Below are 19,555 nucleotides of genomic sequence, written 5' to 3'. Positions count from 1 at the left end.
AGCGATTAGTGTGGCCCACCTCCCGACGGCACACCCCCGCCATCCAACGACGCGCGATCCGCAGATTCCCGATGTGCGAACCATTCCCGAAAGGGCACCGCCGGTCATGCTCATTCCCCCGGGTCCGCTGCTGCGCCGTGCGAGGGCCGGCGTCTTCGCCCTCGGCGTTCTGGGCACACCGGTCTGCGCCTCCGCGGCCGCTGTGCCGGCCCCGGCCCCCACCCCGTCCGCACCCCCCGCCGCCCAGGCCCGGCGGCTCGCGTGCGCCGAGCGGTACCGCGCGCTCCAGCACGGCGGGATCGTCCGCGCCGCCAACGCGTCCATCAGCTGCCGCACCGCCGGCGCCCCGGCCTCGCCCTCGTGCCCCGCCGCCCGTGCGGGCTCGGCCGCGGCCAACGACCGCGGCCGCACGGGCGATTCGCTCACGCTCTCGACGGGCCTCGGCTCGTCCACCGCGCTCGCCGCCACCGCCAACCCACGCGACGACGTCCTGAACTCGACGATCAGCGGGCCGGGGGCGGCGCCGGTGGAGCGCACGCCCGCGTACGTGAACACGCTCGGCTACGACGCCGACGTGTTCGATCTCGGAAATGCTCTGCGCCGCGGTGGTGACCAGCTGGCCTTCCGGCTCGTTTCCCAGCGGGACGCGGCATGGGCCGGTGCGCTCTTCGTCGCCCTCGACGCGCAGCACCAGGCGCGTTCCCGCCTGTCCCGAGCAAGCACGTGAGCGAGGAAACCGCGCAATGCACCAGTCAGCAACCGACCCTCGGCCGCGGGTCCTGCACGTCATCCAGCCCGTGGACGGCGGGGCCGCCCGGGTCGTGACGGACCTGACGCGGGCCCAGGTCGCCGCCGGCCTGCGCGTCACGGTCGCCTGCCCGGACAGCCCGCTCACCGCCGCGCTCCGCGCGCTCGGCGCCGACGTACGCCAGTGGGAGGCGGCACGTTCACCGGGCCCGGCACTCGCCGGCGAGGTACGGCGGCTCGCTCGCGTGGTCGAGGCCGTTCGACCCGACCTGGTGCACGCGCACAGCGCGAAGGCCGGTCTGGCCGGGCGGATCGCCGTACGGGGACGGATTCCGACCGTGTTCCAGCCGCACGCCTGGTCGTTCGAGGCGGTCGGAGGGATCACCGAGGCGCTCGCTCTGCGCTGGGAGCGGTATGCGGCCCGGTGGGCCTCGCGGGTGGTGTGCGTGAGCGAGGCGGAGCGCCGGACCGGGCTGCGGGCCGGTATCGGCGGGCGGTGGAGCGTGGTCCCCAACGGGATCGACCCCGAGCGGTTCCACCCGGCCGCCGTGGACACCGTACGGGCCGGGATCGGGCAGCTCGCCGGGGTCGATGTCGCCGCGCCGCTGGTGGTGTGCGTGGGACGGCTGTGCCGGCAGAAGGGGCAGGACGTCCTGTTGCGGGCGTGGGACACCGTCCTCCGGCGCGTGCCGAACGCCCGTCTGGTGCTGGTCGGTGACGGACCGGAGCACGCCCGACTGCGCTCCTGCGCACCGGAGTCGGTGCTGTTCGCGGGGGCCGTCACCGACGCCGCGGCCTGGTACCAGGCCGCGGACCTGGTCGTGCTGCCCTCGCGCTGGGAGGGCATGGCGCTCGCCCCGCTGGAGGCGATGTCCTGCGGGCGGCCCGTGGTGGTGTCGGACGTGGACGGAGCCCGGGAAAGCCTGCCGCCCGCCCTCGCGTCGCGCTGCCTGGTGCCTCCGGACGACCCCGCGGCGCTGGCCGGGGCCGTCGCGGAACTGCTGCTCGACCCGCTGCTGCGCGAGTCGCTCGGCCACCAGGGACGCCGCCATGTCCTGTCCACGCACGACGTGCGGCACGCGGCCCAAGCGGTGGCGGGCGTGTACCGCGAGCTGCTCGACGGTGGGCCCGCCGACGCGGGCCCTCGCGCCCCCGGGGCGAACCGAGGAACAGGGCGTGTCGTGCCCACCGAGTACAGGGAGTCCATCCACTCGTGACTGCGGAAAGCACCGTTCCCTCGCCCGGTGGGCGGGACCTCGGATTCTCGCCCGTCTCGGTCATGCCGGTCCGCGGTCCCGAGGCCGGCTTCCGGTTCCCCGCCCACCGCCCCCGGACCCTCCCCGCCTCCCCCTTCCCCCTGCTCGTCGCGGACTTCGCCGCCGCCCTGCTGGGCGCCCTGGCGTGCGCCGGGGCCCAGATCCGTCCCGTCCTGGTGGCGTCCCTGGTGGCCGCCTCGATACTGCTGCGCCCGCGAGCGCCCCGGCCGGTGGCCGGCGTACTGGACGAACTGCCCGCCGTCAGCGGCCGGATCGCGTTCCTCTGGCTCTCCCTCGCGGCCGCGGTCGCCGCGTACGCACCCGACCGGGCACTGACCGCCTCCGCTCTGCTCCTGGGTTTCGGACTGCACGCGGTCGCGAGCTGCGCGGGCCGCGGCGCCGCGCACTGGCGGCGACGCACGGAGCTGATCGCCCGCCCGCGCACCGCGCTCGTCGTCGGCCCGGCGGCGAGTGCGCAGCGCGTGGCGGCGGCCGTGCTGCGGCATCCCCGGTGCGGGATCCGGCCGGTCGGCATCGTGACCGAGCAGCCGGCCGGCGGCGAGGGACTGCCCGTCCTGATGACGGGTGAGGAGGTCGAGCGGGCGCTCATCCAGAACGGCGTACGGGACGTGCTGACCGTGCATCCGTCCGTACGGTCGAGGCAGGGGCCGCTGCTGCGGGCGCTCGCCGAGTCGGGCTGCGCGGTCTGGGAGATCGACGCGGACTCGCCGTCGTACGAGATGCGGGACCAGATCGCCGGGTTCGCCTGCCGACGGCTGGAGCTGGGATCGCGGCGGCGCGGCAGCGCCGGCAAGCGGGTGCTGGACGTGGCGGTGTCGGGGACGCTGCTCCTGCTGGCCGGCCCGCTGCTGCTGGTGTGCGCGGTGGTGCTGCGGCTGACCGGCGGCCAGGGCGTGGTGTTCCGGCAGGAGCGCATCGGCCTGGACGGCAAGCCGTTCACGCTGCTGAAGTTCCGCACCCACCGCCCGGTCGACGAGCACGAGGCGGCGACCCGCTGGAGTGTGGCGAACGAGCACCACATGCCGTGGTTCTGCCGCTTCCTGCGCCGCACCTCGGTGGACGAGCTGCTCCAGCTGTGGAACGTCTTCCGGGGCGACATGAGCCTGGTCGGGCCGCGGCCCGAACGCCCCTACTTCGTCGCGAAGTTCAGCCAGACCTACCCCGGCTACGCCGCCCGGCACCGGATGCAGACCGGGATCACCGGCCTCGCCCAGGTGCACGGCCTGCGCGGCGACACCTCCATCGAGGACCGGGCCCGGTTCGACAACGCGTACATCGACAACTGGTCGCTGTGGCAGGACGTGTGCATCCTGCTGCGCACCGCGGCCGCGCTCCTGCGCCCGACGGGGAGCTGAGCTGATGAGCCACGCACTGACCCTGCCCCGGATGCGGTCGTTCTCCCCGGTCCTGCCGGTGGTGGCCGTGGTCGCCCTGCTGGCACTGCCGGTGTCACCGGACGGCGAGGGCGGTGCGGGCCCCGCCGACGCGCTGTCCGCACTCGTGGTCCTGTACTGCGTGATCCGTGTCCTGCGCGACCGGCGGCGCCCCCTGTCGCGTACGGCCGCCGTCGTGCTGGGCCTGCCCGTGGCCGGGCTGGCCGTGGCCGCGACGGGGGCGGCCTCGGCGGCGGCCGGGTTCGCCGGGATGGGCCGCTATCTACAGGTCTTCGTGCTCGTCCCGGTGGCCGTCGTCCTGCTGGTCCGCGGCCGGTCCGACTTCAGGCTGCTGGCCTGGTCGTTCGTGGCGCTCGCGGTGTGCCAGGGCGCGATCGGCGTGCACCAGTTCGCGACCGGGACCGGCGCCTCCTACCAGGGCGAGGAGATCCGGGCCGTCGGCACCTTCGGCGCGACGGACGTGATGGGCATGGCGAGCGTGGTCTCCTTCGGTCTGGTGTGCGCGCTGGGGCTGGCCCTGGGCCGCGCGCCGGTACGCCACCGGGCCGTCGCCGCCGGCTGCGCGCTCGCGCTGCTGCTGCCGCTGGCGCTGTCCTTCAGCCGCGGGGCGTGGATCGCGACGGCGGTGACCTGCGTCGCGCAGCTGCTGCTGGCCGGGCCGCGGCGGGCGCTGAAGGTGGGCGCGGTCCTCGTCGCCGTGAGCGTGGTCCTGGTCGGCGGGTTCGGGGTCGGTTCGGCGATGCTCCAGGAGCGGATCGGCAGCATCACGCAGGTCGCCGACGCCCCCGACCAGTCGGTGACCGACCGGTACACCATGTGGGCGGCGGCCGTCGGCATGTGGCGTGAGCGGCCGCTGACGGGTGTGGGGCTCAAGGGCTTCCCCGAACAGCGGGACGCGCACGCCTCGCTGGCGCTGTCCTCGGGCAGTGACACGGAGGGCGCGGGTGCGGCCTTCCGCAGACAGCCGCTGCTGTCCCCGCACAACATGTACCTCCTCGTCCTCGCCGAACAGGGCCTGATCGGTCTGCTCGCCCTCGCGGGAAGCTGGCTGGCCCTGCTGGTGTGCGCGCTGCGCGGGCTGGTGCGGGTGCGCGGGTCCGGCCCGGGCCTGGACTGCGCGCTCGTCGCCTGCGGGCTGCTGGTCTGGCAGTTGACCGACTTCTTCTACGCGGACATCGGCGGGCCTTCGACCGTGCTGACGGCTCTGTGCTTCGGACTGGTCGCCTGGTGGGCGCTGGTCGGCGGCCGCTTCCGGGAGGCGTCCGCCCCATGCCGGTGACCCCTTCCCCGCCCTCCCGGGCCGACGCGGAGGACGCGGACGACGCGGCGGGCGCGCAGGATGCCGGAGAGCCACGGTTCACGCCCGACGCGCAGGACGCCGCCGGCCCGCCCGCCGCGTCCCCCGCGGCCGAGACGCCGACCGTGCCGGCGGCGCGCGTCCGGACCGAGGCCGGGCGTGACATCGCCCCTGTCTCACGGAAGTTCCTCGTCCGGGCCACCGCCGTCACGGCGGCCCTGTCCATCGCCGGCTCGCTGCTGGGACTGCTCCGGGACCAGTTCCTGGCCCGGCTGTTCGGGGCCGGCAGCGACACGGACGCCTTCCTGGTGGCCTGGACCGTGCCGGAGTTCGCGGCCACCCTGCTCATCGAGGACGGGCTGGCCTTCGCACTGATCCCGGCGTTCAGCCTGGCCCTGGCCCGGCGCGCGCAGGGCGCCCCCGGCGACCCGGTGCGCGCCCTGGTCGGCGCGACCCTGCCCCGCCTCACCCTGGCGTTCGTCGCCGCGTCCGCGCTGATCGTTGCCGGTGCCCCCTGGGTCGTCGGGGCCCTCGCGCCGGGGCTGCCCGACCCCGCCCTCGCCGTGACCTGCACCCGGATCACCGCGACCTGTGTACTGAGCTTCGGGCTCGCCGGGTACTTCAGCGCGGCCCTGCGGGCGCACCGCCGGTTCCTGCTGCCGGCCGGGATCTACGTGGCGTACAACACCGGCATCATCACGACGATGTTCGTCCTCGGTGACAGCTGGGGCGTGCGCTCGGCGGCCGTCGGCGTCGCGGCGGGCGGCGCGCTGATGGTGGCGCTCCAGCTTCCGGCGCTGTGGCGGCAGCTGCGTCGGCGGCCGGTGGCGCAGGACGGGCCGGCCGAGACGTCCGGACAGGCGGTGACCCTGACGCTGGTCGCCACGGTCCTGCTGTTCGCCGTGTGCCGGCAGTCGCAGGTCCTCGTCGAACGCTTCCTCGCCTCCACCCTGCCCGTCGGGGCCATCTCGCACCTGAACTACGCGCAGAAGGTGGCCCAGATTCCGATGACCCTCTCGCTGATGCTGTGCACGGTCACCTTCCCGGTGGTCGCGCGGGCCCTGGCGGAGGGTGACACCGAGCGGGCCCGCACCCGTGTGGAACGGGACCTCGCACTGGCGGCCTGCACGGTGCTGCTCGGTGCGGCCACGGTGATCGCCTGCGCCCCGCAGATCATCGGACTCCTCTTCCAGGGAGGTGAGTTCACCGCGCGGGACACGGCGGCCACGGCCGCCGTCATGCGCGTCTACGCCCTCGGGCTGCTCGGCCAGACCCTGGTCGGGGCGCTGGTCCGCTCCTACTTCTCGGCCGGCCGGCCGAGTTGGTACCCGGTCGGCGCGATGGCCGTGGGCATCATCGTGACCGCCTGGCTCGGCAGGTGGGCGGTGGGCCCCTGGGGCGTCTGCGGGATCGCCGCCGCCAACGCCACCGGCATCACCGTGACGGCCGCGCTGCTGCTGGCCGGCATGGGCAGGCGCAGCGTCCCGATCCGCACCCGGAGGGTGCTGGGCGAACTCGGCAGGCCGCTGCGGGCGGCGGCGCTCGCGGCGCTCGCGGGCTGGTTCGTGGCAAGCCGTGTGCCGGCGCCGTTGTCCGGCCTCCTGGCCGGCTCGGCCACCGTCGCCGTCGTCTTCGCCCTGCTCGGCCTCGCCCTGGGCGTCCAGGGCTTCGCACCCGCACTCCGTTCCCTACGAACCGTCACACGAAGGCTCACACATGGCCGCATCCGCTGATCCCCGCGCCCCCGACGACACCCGCAGACCCGCCGGGCCCCGTCCTGGACCGGCCCCCTGGGTGGCGATGTACCACTCGGTGGGTGACTGCTCGGACGACCCGTACCGCGTCACCGTCACCCCCGACCGGCTCGGCCGGCAGCTCGGCTGGCTGGCCCGGCGCGGTCTGCGCGGGGTGTCCATGACGGACCTGCTGGCCGCCCGGGCCGTCGGCGGGGGCCGGAACCTGGTGGGGCTCACCTTCGACGACGGCTACGCCGACTTCCTCACCGACGCCCTGCCGGCGCTGCGCCGCCGGGACTTCGGCGCCACCCTCTTCGTCCTGCCCGGCCGGCTCGGCGGTGACAACGCCTGGGACCCGCTCGGCCCGCGCAAGCCGCTGCTGACCGCCGACGGCATCCGGGGTGCGGCGGCCGAGGGTGTGGAGATCGGCTCGCACGGGCTGACGCATATCGACCTGACGGCGGCGGACGACCTCACGCTGAAGAGCGAGGTCGCCGGGAGCAGAGCCGTGCTCTCGGAGTTGACCGGCACCGAGATCGCCGGCTTCTGCTACCCCTACGGCACGATCGACCGGCGTGCCGTCGACGCGGTACGGGAGGCCGGGTACAGCTATGCCTGTGCCATCGACCCGGGCCCGCTGAACGGTCCGTACGCCCTCCCCCGTCTGCACATCGGGCAGGACGACAACGCCGTACGCCTCTTTCTGAAGTACCGCCTGCACCGGTTGCGCCGCCGTCCCGTGGCGGGGCTGTGACATGAGGGCCCTCCATGTCATCACCGGTCTCGGCGTCGGTGGCGCCGAGCAGCAACTGCGGCTGCTGCTGCGGCATCTGCCCGTCGACTGCGACGTCGTGACGCTCACCAATCCGGGCGCGGTCGCCGACGGACTCGCCGCGGACGGGGTGCGTGTCGTCCATCTCGGCATGGCCGGCAACCGCGACCTCGGCGCGCTGCCCCGTCTGGTCCGGGTCATCCGCGAGGGCCGCTACGACCTCGTGCACACCCACCTCTACCGCGCCTGCGTCTATGGCCGGCTCGCCGCGCGCCTGGCGGGCGTCCGCGCGATCGTCGCCACCGAACACTCGCTCGGCGACTCGCAGTTGGAAGGGCGCGGGCTGACCGCGGGCGTGCGGGCGCTGTACCTGGCGAGCGAACGGCTCGGCCGCGCCACGGTCGCCGTCTCCCCCACCGTCGCCGACCGCCTCCGGCGCTGGGGGGTGCCCGGCCCGCGCATCGAGGTCGTCCCGAACGGCATCGACCTGGCCCGCTTCGGATTCGACCCGGGCCGGCGGCTGCGCACCCGCCGCCGGCTCGGCCTGCCGGACGACGCGTACGTCGTCGGCGGCATCGGCAGGCTCACCGCCGGCAAGCGGTTCGACGTGCTGCTGCGGGCGCTCACCCGGCTCCCCGACGACTACTGGCTGCTGCTGGTCGGCGGCGGTCCGGAGGAGCACGCCCTGCGGCGCACCGCGCAGGAGGTGGGCGTGGCCGGCCGCGTCCTGTTCACCGGCGAACGCCCCTACCTCCCCGACGGCTCCGCCGGCCCCGACCTGCCCTCGCTCACCGACGCGATGGACGTGCTCGCCTCGCCGTCCCCCGAGGAGGCGTTCGGGCTGGCGGTCGTGGAGGCGCTGGCGTCCGGACTGCCCGTGCGCTACACGTCCTGCCCGGCGATCGAGGACCTGCCACCGCACACGGCGCCCGCCGCACGCCGCGTCCGGGGCGGCTCCGAGGCGTTCGCCCGCGCCCTGGCGGAGGCCCGGGCGTGCGGACCCCGCCCGCGTACCGCACCGGACGCCGCCCGCCACTACAGCATCGACCGCAGTGCCGCCCAGCTCATGGGCGTGTACGCCACCGCGGCCCCGCACTCGTTGTCACCGTCACCCCAGGGAGCCAGTTCCTCATGACCGAGAACCCCGCCGGACCGCACCGCCCGGCCCTCGCCCGCGGCCGGGCACTGCCGTCCTGGTCGCTGCTCGCGGCCGGACTCCTCGCCGGCTCGCTGCTCGGCGGCACCTACGGCCTGGTCAGGACACCGACGTACACGGCCACGAGCTACGTCGTCGCCGTGGCGACCGAGAAGACGGAACCGGCGTCCGCGCTCGGCTTCGCCCAGGCCTACAGCCGGGTCGCCACGCAGCTCGCGGTGCTCGGGGACGCGCAGGTGTGGGCCGGAGTGCCGGTGAGGACACTGAGGTCGAGCGTGCAGACGGCGACCTCGCCGGACGCGCCGATGGTCGCGATCACGGCGACCTCCTCCCGCCCGGACCTCGCCGCCGACATGGCCAACGCCGTCTCGCGCGCACTGACCCGGCACGCGAACGACACCAAGGCCGACACCCACGTCGAGCTCCAGCAGTTCGCCCGCGCCATCCGGCCCACGGATCCGTCCTCGGCCTCGCCGACCGTGACGGCTCTGGTGGGGGCGAGCGCGGGCGGTCTGCTCGGCGGGCTGCTGCTGCTCGTCCGGCCCCGGCGGGCCACCGAGGAACCGGCGTGGCCCGCCTCCGTCCCGAGCCCGGCCACCGCCGCCGACGTGCACGGACAGCTGTGAAGTACACGGCGGAACTCGTCACCGACGAGACCGCTTTCACCGAGCTGGCCAAGGACTGGGGGCGCCTGTACGAGCGGTGCGCCGCGGCCACCCCGTTCCAGAGCCACGCCTGGCTGCACTCCTGGTGGCTGTCGTACGGTCGGCGCGGCCGGCTGCGGCTGGTGCTGGTGCGCGACGGCGCGGAACTCGTCGCCGCCGCCCCGCTGATGCGCGTACGACGTCCGGTGCCGGCGCTCGTGCCGCTGGGCGGGGCGATCTCCGACTACGGGGACGTCCTGCTGGACGACGAGCGTGGCGAGGAGGCGGTGGCCGCGCTCACCGAGACGCTCTCCGCCGCCGCCCGCACCGCGCTGATCGACTTCCGCGAGGTCCGTCCCGGCGGCGCGGCCGAGCGGATCTACGACCGCTGGCACGGCCCGCGCCGCCGGGTGAGCGACTCGGTGTGCCTGGAGCTGCCCGCCCTGCCGATGGAGGAGCTGGTCGCCCGGCTGCCCTCGGCGAAGGCCCAACGGGTGCGCGCCAAGCTGCGCAAGCTGACCGCGCTGGGCGTGGAACGTCATGTCGTACGGCCCGACGAGGTGGACGCGGCACTGCGCCGGCTGCTGGAACTGCACCAACTCCAGTGGCAGGGACGGAAGGTGACGTCCGAGCATCTGCGGCCGCGGTTCTGCGACCACCTGGTGCGGTCGGTGGGCCCGATGGTGCGCTCCGGGAACGCCGTGGTCACGGAGTTCCGGCTGGACGACGACGTGGTGGCGGTCGACCTGACGCTGCTGTCGCGGCGACTGGCGGGCGGCTACCTCTACGGCGCCCACCCGCGGCTGCGGGAACGCAAGGCGGACGTGGCGGTGATGCTCCTCGACGCGTGTGCCGAGCACACCCGGACCGGCGCGCCCGGCACGCTGAGCCTGCTGCGCGGCAACGAGCCCTACAAACACCACTGGCGCCCCGAACCGGTCGTCAACCAGAGGCTGTTGCTGGCCCGGCGGCGCACCGCCCCGCTGCTGTCGGCGGCGCTGTGCGACGTCGCCGCCCGGCGGCGGGGCAAGGAACTGCTGCGCAGGTGGAGGGAGCGCGGTGGCGACGGGTCGTGAACGACCCGTCGCCCCCGCGGCTTCACCGGGTGCGCGACCACCAGTCGAAGCGCAGGCACAGCTTCCCGCCGAGCCAGTACTCGACCCAGTCGCCCAGGTCCAGCGGCGAACAGTTGGTCGGGGGCAGCGGAACGGTCGGTGTGGTCGGGGCCGGCGGCTTGGTGGGCGTGGGCTGCGGGACCGTGCCGTCGGTCCGGCCGAAGAGCATGGACCGGTAGATCCGGGACGACTCGGGGTTGTCCCCGCACTGCCAGACACCGTGCGGGCAGTAGTCGGTCAGCGTGTTGTAGAGCGGTTTGTGCTCGTCCATCCAGGCGAGCATCCGCCGCATGTACGCGGAGTTGTCCCCGTTGCGGAACAGTCCCCATTCGGGATAGGAGATGGGCTTTCCGTGGGCCTTGGCGAAGTCCACGTGCTCCTGGAGTCCGTAGGGCTCTTTCACCTGCTCGTCGAAAGTCAGTCCGCGCGGCTGGTCGTAGGAATCCATGCCGATGATGTCGACCGTGTCGTCCCCGGGATAGCACTGCGTCCAGGGGACGGCGTCCCGGCCGCGCGTCGGCGTGAAGTCGAACCGGAATTTCTGGCCCGGCACCGCACGCATGGTGGTGACGATCCTGTTCCAGTACGTCTTCCAGGACTCCGGGTCGGGCCCGCAGCGATGGGTGTACGTGGTGCCGTTCATCTCCCAGCCGAGCACGATGACGGTGTCCGGCACGTCGAGAGCGACCAGCCGCCGGGCGAGCGCGCGGTAGTGCTCGTCGAACTGCCCCGCGGCGGCCCGGCGCAGCAGCAGCCGGACCTCGGTGTCGGAGAGGTCGTCCTCGTTGCGCTCCATCATGGGCACGTTGAGGACGAGCATCCGGTCGGCCTTCTCGGTGCGCCAGTCCGCCCAGACGTCGAGGAATCCGTGGGCGCCCTCGATGTTGCTCCAGCGGTCGCCGGGCAGATAAGTGTGGCCGACGCGCAGTTCGGCGTTGCCCAGCCAGTGGCTCAGCTCGGCGATGCGGGCAACGCCGCGGGGCCCGTAGTCGAGGTAGGCGCCGAAGGCGGGCACGTCCTGCACGGGCTTGCCCGGCTTCGTCGACTCCCCGGGTTTCGCCCCTGCCGCCGGCGGCACAGGCTTCACGCTCGGTTCGGTGACGGTGGGCGGGGTCACCGGCTTCGCCGGGACGGGGAACGTCACGGGGGCCAGGGGGGCCGGGGTGGCCGCGGTCGCCGGAGCGGGTGGGTCGGCGACCCGTTCCGCCCCCGCTGCGAATCCCGGGCCCGAGGTCAGGGCGGCCGACGCGGCGACCCCCGCTGCGATGACCGCCAGCCGCCGGGAACGTGGCCGTCGCTGTGGTGAGGACATGCCTGCTCCTGTCTCCGCTCTCGCGCGCTCTCGTGCCATCTCGCTTGGCGGCCCGATATTTCTTTCCGTCACCTGACACTCAGTCATATCAATATGAATTCCGCCACCGTGGTTACGGCTTTCGAGTGCCTCGATCGCCCGCACGAGTGAAAAAGACCCGAAGGAAAAGTCCGTGTCGCTGTTCGACATCCGCGTCCCCGCCGTTCTGCTGCGGATCGACCGGAATCCCTTTCACCACGGAACGCTGGGCGCCGTACGCTCGCTCGGCCGGGCGGGAGTGGAGGTGCACGTGGTCGCCGACTGCACGGCGAGTCCGGTACGCGAATCCCGCTTCGTACGCCAACTGCATCCCCCACCGCCGCCCTTGGCGTCCCCGGACGACATCGCCGTCGCCCTGCGCCGGGTCGCCGCCCGCGTCGCCCGTCCCGCGGTCCTGATCCCCATGGACGACGCCGGCGCCATCGCGGTGGGCCGGCTGGGCGCGGAACTGGCGCCGGCCTATCTGCTGCCGCGGCAGCCCGGCGCCCTGTCCGCAGGCGTGGCCGACAAGGCGGAACTGGCCGAGGTCTGCGCGTCGGTGGGCATTCCGCACCCGGTCACGCTGATCCCGGACAGCGCCGCACAGGCCGAGGGCGCGGCCTGGCAGCTGGGGTTCCCGCTGGTGGCGAAGTGGAGCAGGCCCTGGCTGGTCCCCGCGGGCAGCGGGCTGCGCAGCACGGTCGTGGTGCGCTCGGTGCTGGAGGCACGCGAGCTGTACCTGCGCACCCAGGAGGCCGGCAGCCGGCTGCTGCTCCAGGCGTTCCTGCCACCGGGCCACGACCGCGACTGGTTCTTCCACGGGTACGTGGACCGCTTCGGGGCCCTGCGCGGCGGCGGCTCGGGGGTGAAGCGACGGGCGTGGCCGCGCGCGGCCGGGCTGACGGCGGTCGGCCGCTGGACGCCCAACCCGCAGGTGCGGGAGCTCGCCGAGCGCCTGACCCGGGAGCTCGGCTACCGCGGCATCCTCGACCTCGACTTCCGTCGCTGCGGCACGACGGGGCGCTACCACCTCCTCGACTTCAACCCGCGCCCCGGAGCGCAGTTCCGGCTCTTCACCGACACCGCGGAACTGGACGTCGTACGGGCCCTGCACCTGGACCTCACCCATCGGCCGCTGCCGGCCGGGTCGCCGCGGCCGGGGCGGGAGTTCGTGGTGGAGAACTACGCGCCGCTGACCGCGCTGCGACCCCCCTTCCCCCGGCGTGGCGGGCGCGAGCGGGCCTGGCACGCCCGGGACGACCGTGCGCCCGGGCGGGCGATGTGGGGGCTGTGGGGCCGCCATGTGTCCCGCCGGCTGCTGGACCGGGTGCGCGGCCCGGGCACGGAGGGCGGGATGCAAGCGGCCGGGCGCGTGGTGCGTCAGGCGACGCCCCCCTCGGCCGGCGGGCACGACCTGGCCGTCGGCCTGCCCACCGTCACCTCCCCCGGCGTACCCGACGGCATGCCCGACGCTCTGACCGACGACGAGAAAGCGAGCAGCCGCTGATGTACGACCTGCTGGTGGTGGGCGCCGGCCCCTATGGCCTGTCCATCGCCTCCCATGCCGCGGCCGCCGGACTCAGGCTGCGCGTCTTCGGCCGGCCCATGGCGTCCTGGCGCGACCACATGCCCCGCGGGATGTTCCTCAAGTCGGAGCCGTGGGCCTCCAACCTCTCGGACCCACAGCGGCGTTGGCGCCTGGACGTGTACTGCGCGGGCCAGGGCGTGCGAGCCCGGCACGGTGAGCCCATTCCGGTGGAGATGTTCGCCGCGTACGGCCAGTGGTTCGCGCGCAACGCGGCGCCCGAGGTGGACGAGCGCACCGTGACCCGGGTGGCGCCCTGCCCGGGCGGCTTCGAGGCGGTCACCGACGACGGGCAGGTCCTGCACGCCCGTACGGTCGCCCTGGCCGTCGGGGTCATGCCCTTCGTGCAGGTCCCGGCCGCCCTGCGCCCGCTCGGCCCCTCCCTCGTCTCGCACAGCAGCCACCACGCCGAGCTCGGGCGTTTCCGAGGCCGCGACGTCACGGTGATCGGCGGTGGCCAGGCGGCTCTGGAGACGGCGGCCCTGCTCGCCGAACAGGGCACCCGGGTAAGGGTGCTGGCCCGCGCCGAGCGGCTCTGCTGGAACGAGGTGCCGCCGCCGTGGGCGCGCCCGTGGTGGCGGTCGGCCCGTTCCCCGCACACCGGCCTGGGCTGCGGCTGGCGGAACTGGTTCTACGCCGAGCGGCCCGGCCTCTTCCACCGGCTCCCCGAGGCGACCCGGGCCCGGATCGCGGCCACGGCCCTGGGACCGGCCGGCGCCTGGTGGGTCCGGGAGCGGGTGGAGACGGCGGTCGAGGTACTCCCGGGCCACGAGGTGGTGGCGGCCAGGGAGGTGACGGGATCCCGCGTCCGGCTGGACGTGCGCGCGACCGGCGGGGCGCTCCACTCCGCGGCTTCCCTGCGATCCCTGGAGACCGACCACGTCATCGCGGGCACGGGCTTCGCTGCGACCTGCGAGCGGCTCGGCCTGCTCGACGACGACCTGCGCGGCACCCTGGCGACCGTCGCGGGCTGCGCGCCGGAGATCGGACGGGACTTCGAGTCGTCGTACCCCGGCCTCTTCATGGCAGGCCTCGTCACAGCCCCCGGCTTCGGCCCGTCGATGCGCTTCGTGCACGGCGCGACCTATACGGCGGATGCGCTGGTACGGGGAGTGCGGCGCCGGCTGCGGACCGGGGCGGCCGACGCGGAGCGCCGGACGATCCCGGCCCCCGGGCACCGGCGCGGCGCGGTGGACGCGGCAGGCCGCTGACCAGACGGTTGCCGCCGCGTCGCAAGCCGGGCGGAGCCGGCAAGCACGGAGACCCGGACGATCCCGGCACCCGAGGGGACGGCGAGGCTCGGTGGACGCCGTGCGCCACTGAACAGACGGAGCCGCCGCGCCACGAGCGGGGCGGAGCCGGCAAGCGCGGAGACCCGGACGGTCCCGGCACCCGAGGGGGCGGCGGGGCTCGGTGGACGCCGTGCGCCGCTGAACAGGCGGGGCCGCCGCGACGCGAGCGGGGGCGGGTGCCGGACGCGGAACGCCCGGCACCCGTTCCTTCAACGGCGGGACGTGACTCGTCCCCGTCGGTACAGGATCGAACCGCCCGCGACCAGCACGGCGGCGGCACCCGAGGCGGCCAGCAGGGACTCGCTGCCCGTGTGGGCCAGGGACGGCGGCGTGCCGAGGTGTTCACCGCCCGAGGGCGGCTGGTCCGGGTGCCAACCACTGGTGGGCGGGGTCCCCGGGTGCTCATCGCCCGTGGGCGGGTGGCTCGGCGGCGGAGAGTGCCGAGGCGGACTCGGTGGGGTGTCCCCGTACCCGGCCGGTGACTGGTGTTCGTTGTCGCAGTCGTTGCCGAAGACGGGGTTGAGCGCGCTGATCACGTCCACCGTGTTGCCGCACAGGTTCACCGGCAGGTCGATCGGCGCCTGCACGTTGTCGCCGGAGCCGACGCCTGGCGAACCCTCGGTGCTGCCGTACGCGCCGGAACCGGTCGCGTCGTCGTCGCTCATGCCCCGGCCGTGCCCGTGACCGAGGTCGCGGTCATGACCCGAGCCGTCGCCGTACCCGGAGTCATGGCCGTCGCCGGAGCCGGAGTCTCGGCCCGCGCTGTGGGCGACGTCGCGACCGGAGTCGTGACCGTGGCCCGCCCCCTGTCCGGAACCGCGACCGGAGTCGTGGCTCGAACCGGAGACCGAACCGTGACGCGGGCCGTGACCGTCGTGACCGTGGCCCGAGCCGTGTCGCGGCCCGGATTCGGCGTGGGGCGCGCCGTGCGAACCGCTTCTGTGCGAGTCCTCGTCGTTCGCGCAGGAGTTGCCGAACGTCGGGTTGAGCGCGGCGACCCCGTCGGCGGAGTTGCCGCAGGCATTGACCGGCACCTCGACCGGAACCTGCACGTTGTTGCCGGCCAGGACGCCGGGCGAATCGGTGGCAGACGCGTTCGCCTGCGTGTCGGCGACGGCGGGGCTGCCGCACAGGGACAGAATGCTGGTCGCGGCGGCGGCCGCGACCATTCCCCTGCTCAGGGTCTGTCGCAAGGTCGTTGTCTTCCTGCTTGGAGAAGTGGGAAAGCCGGCCCCGGAGCGCGAGTGAACGGTCCGAGGCCGGCCAAAACCGACCTGGCGGCCGGTGCGCTACATCGTCAGTCGTTCTCGCACGAGTTGCCGGCCGTGGGGTTCAGCAGAGCGATGACGTTGATCGTGTTGCCGCACACGTTGACCGGGATGTGCACGGGAACCTGGATCACGTTGCCGGAGAGGACACCGGGAGAACCGACGGCCACACCCTCCGCCTCCGCGTCCGCGAAGGCCGGGGCGGCCATGCTGAGAGCCATGATCGCGCCCGTGACGACAGCAGCGGTCTTTTTCATTGAATTTCCCTTCTCTGCGGTCATGCCCTGTGACGGTCGAAACCGAGCGAGCACAGTCGGAACGGCTCGCACCATGACCTGCAGCTGTAAAACGAGGCATAGACAGCCGAAGAAACTACGGAACATGGGCCGTAGGGGAATTCACTCGAACGCCTTGGGATTATTACTACAAATGCTGCGAACGGTCGCGTCGCCCACGACAGGAAGAAAGGTGGCCCGAGTGGTCGCGGGGGCGTCGGCTCAGCCGTTGCCCGTGCCGTTGCCGGAGAGGGCCGAGATGTCGTCCAGGATGTGCGACAGCGGCTCGTCACCCTTGGCCTGGGTGGAGTTCTCGGCGCACTGCTGGGTCTGCGGGGCCGACAGGACCGGGATGTCCTGAACGCCGACGTTGGCGATGAAGGCGACCAGCGACTGGGCGTCGGCCTTGGCCGGCAGGCCGACGCAGAGCTTGTTCAGCGAACCCTGGACCAGGGTGGCCTGCGGGCTCATCTCGCCCTTGGTCACCTGGTTGCCGAACGCGCTGTGCGCGCCGTTGCCGCTCGCCGAGGTGGTGCCACTGTCGTCACCGATGGCAAGCGCCTGGGGGGCAGCGGCCGCCGACACACCGCCGACCGACGCGGCGATCGCCGCCATGGCCATTGCCTTCTTCAGCATTTCGCTTTCCTTTCCTGGAACAAGAGGCGTCCTGACAAGACGCATCCCGGCAAGACGCGTGCTCCTGCAGTCTCATCAACCGAATACGCGGGGTTTGGTTTCGGCGCTTCACCCGATCGGATCTTTCCTCTTTCCTGGGCCGTCGGAGTGAACGACAGCAACCAAGCGCGCCCGCGGGAGTTGAACCAGAGCGCTCCGGTGGACGGGGTTTCTCCAGAAGGGACCAGCAAGTGATCAAGAAGGTTCTGGCTACGGCCGCGGTCGCCGCGTCCGTCGTAGGCGTCTCCGCCGCCGCCGCGCCGCAGGCTCTGGCGATCGGCAACGACGACGGCACCACCTCCGCCAGCGGCAACGGCGCGTACCAGGCGTTCGGCAACTCGGCCACGTACGGCACCATGAGCCCGCAGATGGCGCTCATCCAGGGGTCCCTCAACAAGCCCTGCATCGGTCTGCCGGCGAAGGCCAACGCCCAGTCCCTGTTCGGCGCGCTCAACATCGGCGCCCAGGACATCCCGGTCCTGTCGGCCCCGCAGACCCAGCAGTGCGTCGAGAACTCCACCCAGGCCAAGGGCGACGAGCCGCTGTCGCACATCCTGGACGACATCTCCGTGCTCGCGGGCAACGGCGTCAAGAACCACTGAGTTCCGGGTCCTTTCGAGAACGCCCGTCAGTGAACCCCGTCTGCGGGCCGCCGGTTTCCGGTGGCCCGTTGCTCGGCGTCCACGGAGTGAACCGGGGCGCACATACGGCCCGTGAACACGTTGGGCCAATCGGGGCAAAGCCCGCTACCTCCGCCCGGTCAGGGCGTTGATGATCATGCAGCTCCTCCCCGGAGTCCGCTTTTCGAAGGGAACGAACATGAAGAAGCTGTGGGCGACCGCGGCTATTGCCGCTTCCGTCGCCGGTATCTCGGCAGCGGCCGCCACCCAGGCGCTCGCCATCGGTGACGACAACGGCACCACCTCCGCCAGCGGCAACGGCGCCTCGCAGGAGTTCGGCAACTCGGCGACGTTCGGTGACATGAGCCCTCAGCTCTCGCTGGTCCAGGGCTCGCTGAACAAGCCCTGCGTCGGCCTGCCGGCGAAGGTCAACGCCCAGTCGATCCTCGCGCTGGCCAACGTCGGTGTTCAGGACATCCCGGTCCTGTCGGCCCCGCAGACCCAGCAGTGCGTCGAGAACTCCACCCAGGCCAAGGGTGACGAGCCGCTGTCGCACATCCTCGACGACATCTCGGCCCTCTCCGGCAACGGCACGGGCAACGGCTGAGCCTCGGCTCCGCCAGGCGGCGGGTCACCGGTCTTCCGGTGGCCCGCCGCTTTCGTGTGCCGGGAGCCCCGGCGCCGTTCAGAGACGCTGCGCCCGGTCGATGGCGTCGGCGAGCCGGCGTACCTCCTCGTCCTCGGTGGTCCGCGCCAGGTCGGCCGCGTGCTGTGCGAGGTCGGTGGGACCCGGGTCGCCGGGCAGGGTGCGATGGCGCTCGTCCCCCGAGCGGAGGGCCTCGGCGAAGTAGGCGGCGACGGCGGTGACCTGGAGGCGGGGGGCCGCCGTCCAGAGGGAGCCGTCGAGGGAGCCGGTCTCCAGCTGCCCGGTCCGCTCGTGCGGGGCGCGGGTGCCGGGGTCGAGCCAGCGGACGCTCGCCGTGGCGAGGTGGCCGTCGGCGCCGGACCTGGTGCGGACGGCGTAGAGGGCGGTGACCGTGTGGCCGGGCCCGACCTCGCCGCCGTCGACGCGGTCGTCCCGGAAGTCGTCGTCGGCGACCCGGCGGTCGTCGTAGCCGACGAGGCGGAACTCGGCGACCGTTTCGGGGTCGAAGGCGACCTGGGCCTTGGCGTCGCGGGCGACCAGGTCGATGTTCTGCGGGAGTTCGTCGCAGAAGACCTTGCGGGCGTCGTCCTCGCCCGACACGTACACGGTGTGGCCGTCGCCCTTGTCGGCGAGGCGTTCCATCAGGGCGTCCCCGTAGTCGCTGCCGACGCCGACGCCGAAGAGGGTGATGCCGTGCTCGCGGCGGGCGCCGTCGATGCGGTCGAGGATCGAGTCGGCGTCGGTGTCGCCGTCGTTGGCGAGCGCGTCGGAGATCAGGACGACGCGGTTGGTGGCGCCGCGGCGCAGGCCCTCGACGGCGGTGGCGTAGCCGGTCTCCACGCCCGCGCCGAGGTTGGTGGAGAAGGTCGGCTCCAGGCCGTCGACGGCGTCGTGGACGAGGCCGCGGTGGTCGCCGAGCCGGGTCATCGGCAGGACCGTCTCGGCCTTGTCGCTGAAGGTGACGATCGCGACCGAGTCGTCGTCGCGGAGCCGGTCCGTCATCGTGTCGAGGGACCTCTGGGCGAGGTCCAGGCGGCCCGGTTCGCCCATCGAGCCCGAGATGTCGATGACGAAGGTGAGGGCGGCGGGCGGGCGTTCGCCGGACTGCCCGGTGGAGCGGGTGGCGAGTCCGACGCGCACCAGCGACCAGTCACGGCGGTCGGTCCGGGCGCCGTCGACGGTGACCGAGAAGCCGTTGCCGTCGGGGCGTTCGTAGTCCTGGCGGAAGCTGTTGACGAACTCCTCCGGGCGGACGGTCGAGGGGTCGGGCCGGCGGCCGTCGGCGAGGGAGCGGCGCGCGTAGCCGTAGGAGGCGGTGTCGACGTCGAGGGCGAAGGTGGAGAGGTAGTCCGGTGGCGGCGCCACCTCCCGGGCCGTGCCGTCCTCGTCCTGCTCCCCCCGCTGTTCCCCGCTGCCCTGACTCTGCGCCGGGGCGGGAGCGGGGAGGCGACCCTCGCCGTAGGAGCCGTCCGAGCTGTGGGATCCGGAGCCGCCCGCACTGCAGCCGGTGAGCAGCCCGGCGGCCGCGAGGAGGGCGATCAGGGCGGCGCGCGGGCGTGTCGCGCGCGGCCATCGTATGTGGTGGGTCTCCATGTGCCGTGCCCCCTGTGTCCGTTGACGTCGACGTCTGTGACTGTGACGGCGCAGGGGGCCGGAGTGTGCGCTACGGAGCGTTGCGGATGCGTCTCGAAGAGGGCACGGAGGGCGGGTTTCGAGACCGGTGGGT

General features: G+C 73.4%; 18 protein-coding genes. 13 read left to right on the top strand and 5 right to left on the bottom strand.

The features are described from left to right. The first annotated feature begins 106 nt into the window (after positions 1-106). Genes OG985_RS29575 through OG985_RS29535 form a run of 9 tightly spaced genes read left to right on the top strand, consistent with a single transcriptional unit; the run spans position 107 to position 10,099 of the window. Positions 107-727, top strand: coding sequence for a hypothetical protein (locus tag OG985_RS29575; protein WP_371671384.1), 621 nt, complete (start codon positions 107-109; stop codon positions 725-727). Positions 728-743: 16 nt separating this feature from the next. Continuing rightward, on the top strand, positions 744-1,964 hold the full coding sequence (locus tag OG985_RS29570) for a glycosyltransferase (RefSeq protein WP_371671383.1): 1,221 nt from the start codon (positions 744-746) through the stop codon (positions 1,962-1,964). Then, a complete protein-coding gene (locus tag OG985_RS29565) occupies positions 1,961-3,379 on the top strand; it encodes an exopolysaccharide biosynthesis polyprenyl glycosylphosphotransferase (RefSeq protein WP_371671382.1) in 1,419 nt (472 codons plus the stop codon). Before OG985_RS29570 ends, OG985_RS29565 begins: the two co-directional genes overlap by 4 nt. A gap of 4 nt (positions 3,380-3,383) precedes the next feature. Beyond that, positions 3,384-4,697 (top strand): O-antigen ligase family protein, encoded by a 1,314-nt coding sequence (locus tag OG985_RS29560; RefSeq protein WP_371671381.1) that lies wholly within the window; start codon positions 3,384-3,386, stop codon positions 4,695-4,697. Next, entirely contained in the window at positions 4,688-6,448 is a 1,761-nt protein-coding gene (gene murJ, locus OG985_RS29555; protein WP_371671380.1) for a murein biosynthesis integral membrane protein MurJ, read from the top strand. Before OG985_RS29560 ends, murJ begins: the two co-directional genes overlap by 10 nt. Further along, on the top strand, positions 6,432-7,205 hold the full coding sequence (locus OG985_RS29550; RefSeq protein WP_371671379.1) for a polysaccharide deacetylase family protein: 774 nt from the start codon (positions 6,432-6,434) through the stop codon (positions 7,203-7,205). The genes murJ and OG985_RS29550 overlap by 17 nt, the downstream gene beginning before the upstream one ends. 1 nt (position 7,206) lies before the next feature. Continuing rightward, complete coding sequence (locus OG985_RS29545; protein WP_371671378.1) at positions 7,207-8,358, top strand: glycosyltransferase; 1,152 nt, start codon at positions 7,207-7,209, stop codon at positions 8,356-8,358. Next, the gene (locus tag OG985_RS29540; protein ID WP_371671377.1) at positions 8,355-9,005 is read left to right on the top strand and encodes a lipopolysaccharide biosynthesis protein; all 651 of its coding nucleotides are present in this window, start codon (positions 8,355-8,357) and stop codon (positions 9,003-9,005) included. Before OG985_RS29545 ends, OG985_RS29540 begins: the two co-directional genes overlap by 4 nt. Beyond that, positions 9,002-10,099 carry a GNAT family N-acetyltransferase gene (locus OG985_RS29535; RefSeq protein ID WP_371671376.1) on the top strand — a complete coding sequence of 366 codons (1,098 nt, stop codon included), beginning with the start codon at positions 9,002-9,004 and terminating at the stop codon, positions 10,097-10,099. The genes OG985_RS29540 and OG985_RS29535 overlap by 4 nt, the downstream gene beginning before the upstream one ends. Positions 10,100-10,121: 22 nt before the next feature. Here OG985_RS29535 and OG985_RS29530 read toward each other — a convergent pair whose 3' ends face one another. Beyond that, a complete protein-coding gene (locus OG985_RS29530; RefSeq protein ID WP_371671375.1) occupies positions 10,122-11,450 on the bottom strand; it encodes a glycoside hydrolase family 26 protein in 1,329 nt (442 codons plus the stop codon). A 172-nt stretch (positions 11,451-11,622) separates the two neighbouring features. Between OG985_RS29530 and OG985_RS29525 the strand changes: the two genes are divergently transcribed. Then, the gene (locus tag OG985_RS29525; protein WP_371671374.1) at positions 11,623-12,975 is read left to right on the top strand and encodes an ATP-grasp domain-containing protein; all 1,353 of its coding nucleotides are present in this window, start codon (positions 11,623-11,625) and stop codon (positions 12,973-12,975) included. Beyond that, positions 12,975-14,264 (top strand): NAD(P)-binding domain-containing protein, encoded by a 1,290-nt coding sequence (locus tag OG985_RS29520; protein WP_371671373.1) that lies wholly within the window; start codon positions 12,975-12,977, stop codon positions 14,262-14,264. Before OG985_RS29525 ends, OG985_RS29520 begins: the two co-directional genes overlap by 1 nt. A gap of 290 nt (positions 14,265-14,554) precedes the next feature. Here OG985_RS29520 and OG985_RS29515 read toward each other — a convergent pair whose 3' ends face one another. The 3 genes from OG985_RS29515 to OG985_RS29505 all read right to left on the bottom strand — a co-directional run bounded on the left by OG985_RS29515 (position 14,555) and on the right by OG985_RS29505 (position 16,524). Further along, on the bottom strand, positions 14,555-15,538 hold the full coding sequence (locus OG985_RS29515) for a chaplin family protein (protein ID WP_371671372.1): 984 nt from the start codon (positions 15,536-15,538) through the stop codon (positions 14,555-14,557). A 104-nt stretch (positions 15,539-15,642) separates the two neighbouring features. Then, on the bottom strand, positions 15,643-15,870 hold the full coding sequence (locus OG985_RS29510) for a chaplin (protein WP_371671371.1): 228 nt from the start codon (positions 15,868-15,870) through the stop codon (positions 15,643-15,645). Positions 15,871-16,110: 240 nt separating this feature from the next. Next, on the bottom strand, positions 16,111-16,524 hold the full coding sequence (locus OG985_RS29505) for a rodlin (protein WP_371671370.1): 414 nt from the start codon (positions 16,522-16,524) through the stop codon (positions 16,111-16,113). A 230-nt stretch (positions 16,525-16,754) separates the two neighbouring features. Between OG985_RS29505 and OG985_RS29500 the strand changes: the two genes are divergently transcribed. Together OG985_RS29500 and OG985_RS29495 are read left to right on the top strand one after the other, a co-directional pair. Then, entirely contained in the window at positions 16,755-17,165 is a 411-nt protein-coding gene (locus OG985_RS29500; protein ID WP_371671369.1) for a rodlin, read from the top strand. 217 nt (positions 17,166-17,382) lie between these two features. Continuing rightward, the gene (locus tag OG985_RS29495; protein WP_371671368.1) at positions 17,383-17,790 is read left to right on the top strand and encodes a rodlin; all 408 of its coding nucleotides are present in this window, start codon (positions 17,383-17,385) and stop codon (positions 17,788-17,790) included. Between the two features lie 78 nt (positions 17,791-17,868). Here OG985_RS29495 and OG985_RS29490 read toward each other — a convergent pair whose 3' ends face one another. Beyond that, a complete protein-coding gene (locus tag OG985_RS29490; RefSeq protein ID WP_371671367.1) occupies positions 17,869-19,422 on the bottom strand; it encodes a von Willebrand factor type A domain-containing protein in 1,554 nt (517 codons plus the stop codon). Between the last annotated feature and the right edge of the window lie 133 nt (positions 19,423-19,555).

Origin of the sequence: Streptomyces sp. NBC_00289 (genome assembly GCF_041435115.1) — a bacterium.
In the GTDB taxonomy this organism is placed as follows: domain Bacteria; phylum Actinomycetota; class Actinomycetes; order Streptomycetales; family Streptomycetaceae; genus Streptomyces.
This window is presented reverse-complemented; position numbering and strand designations above follow the sequence as displayed.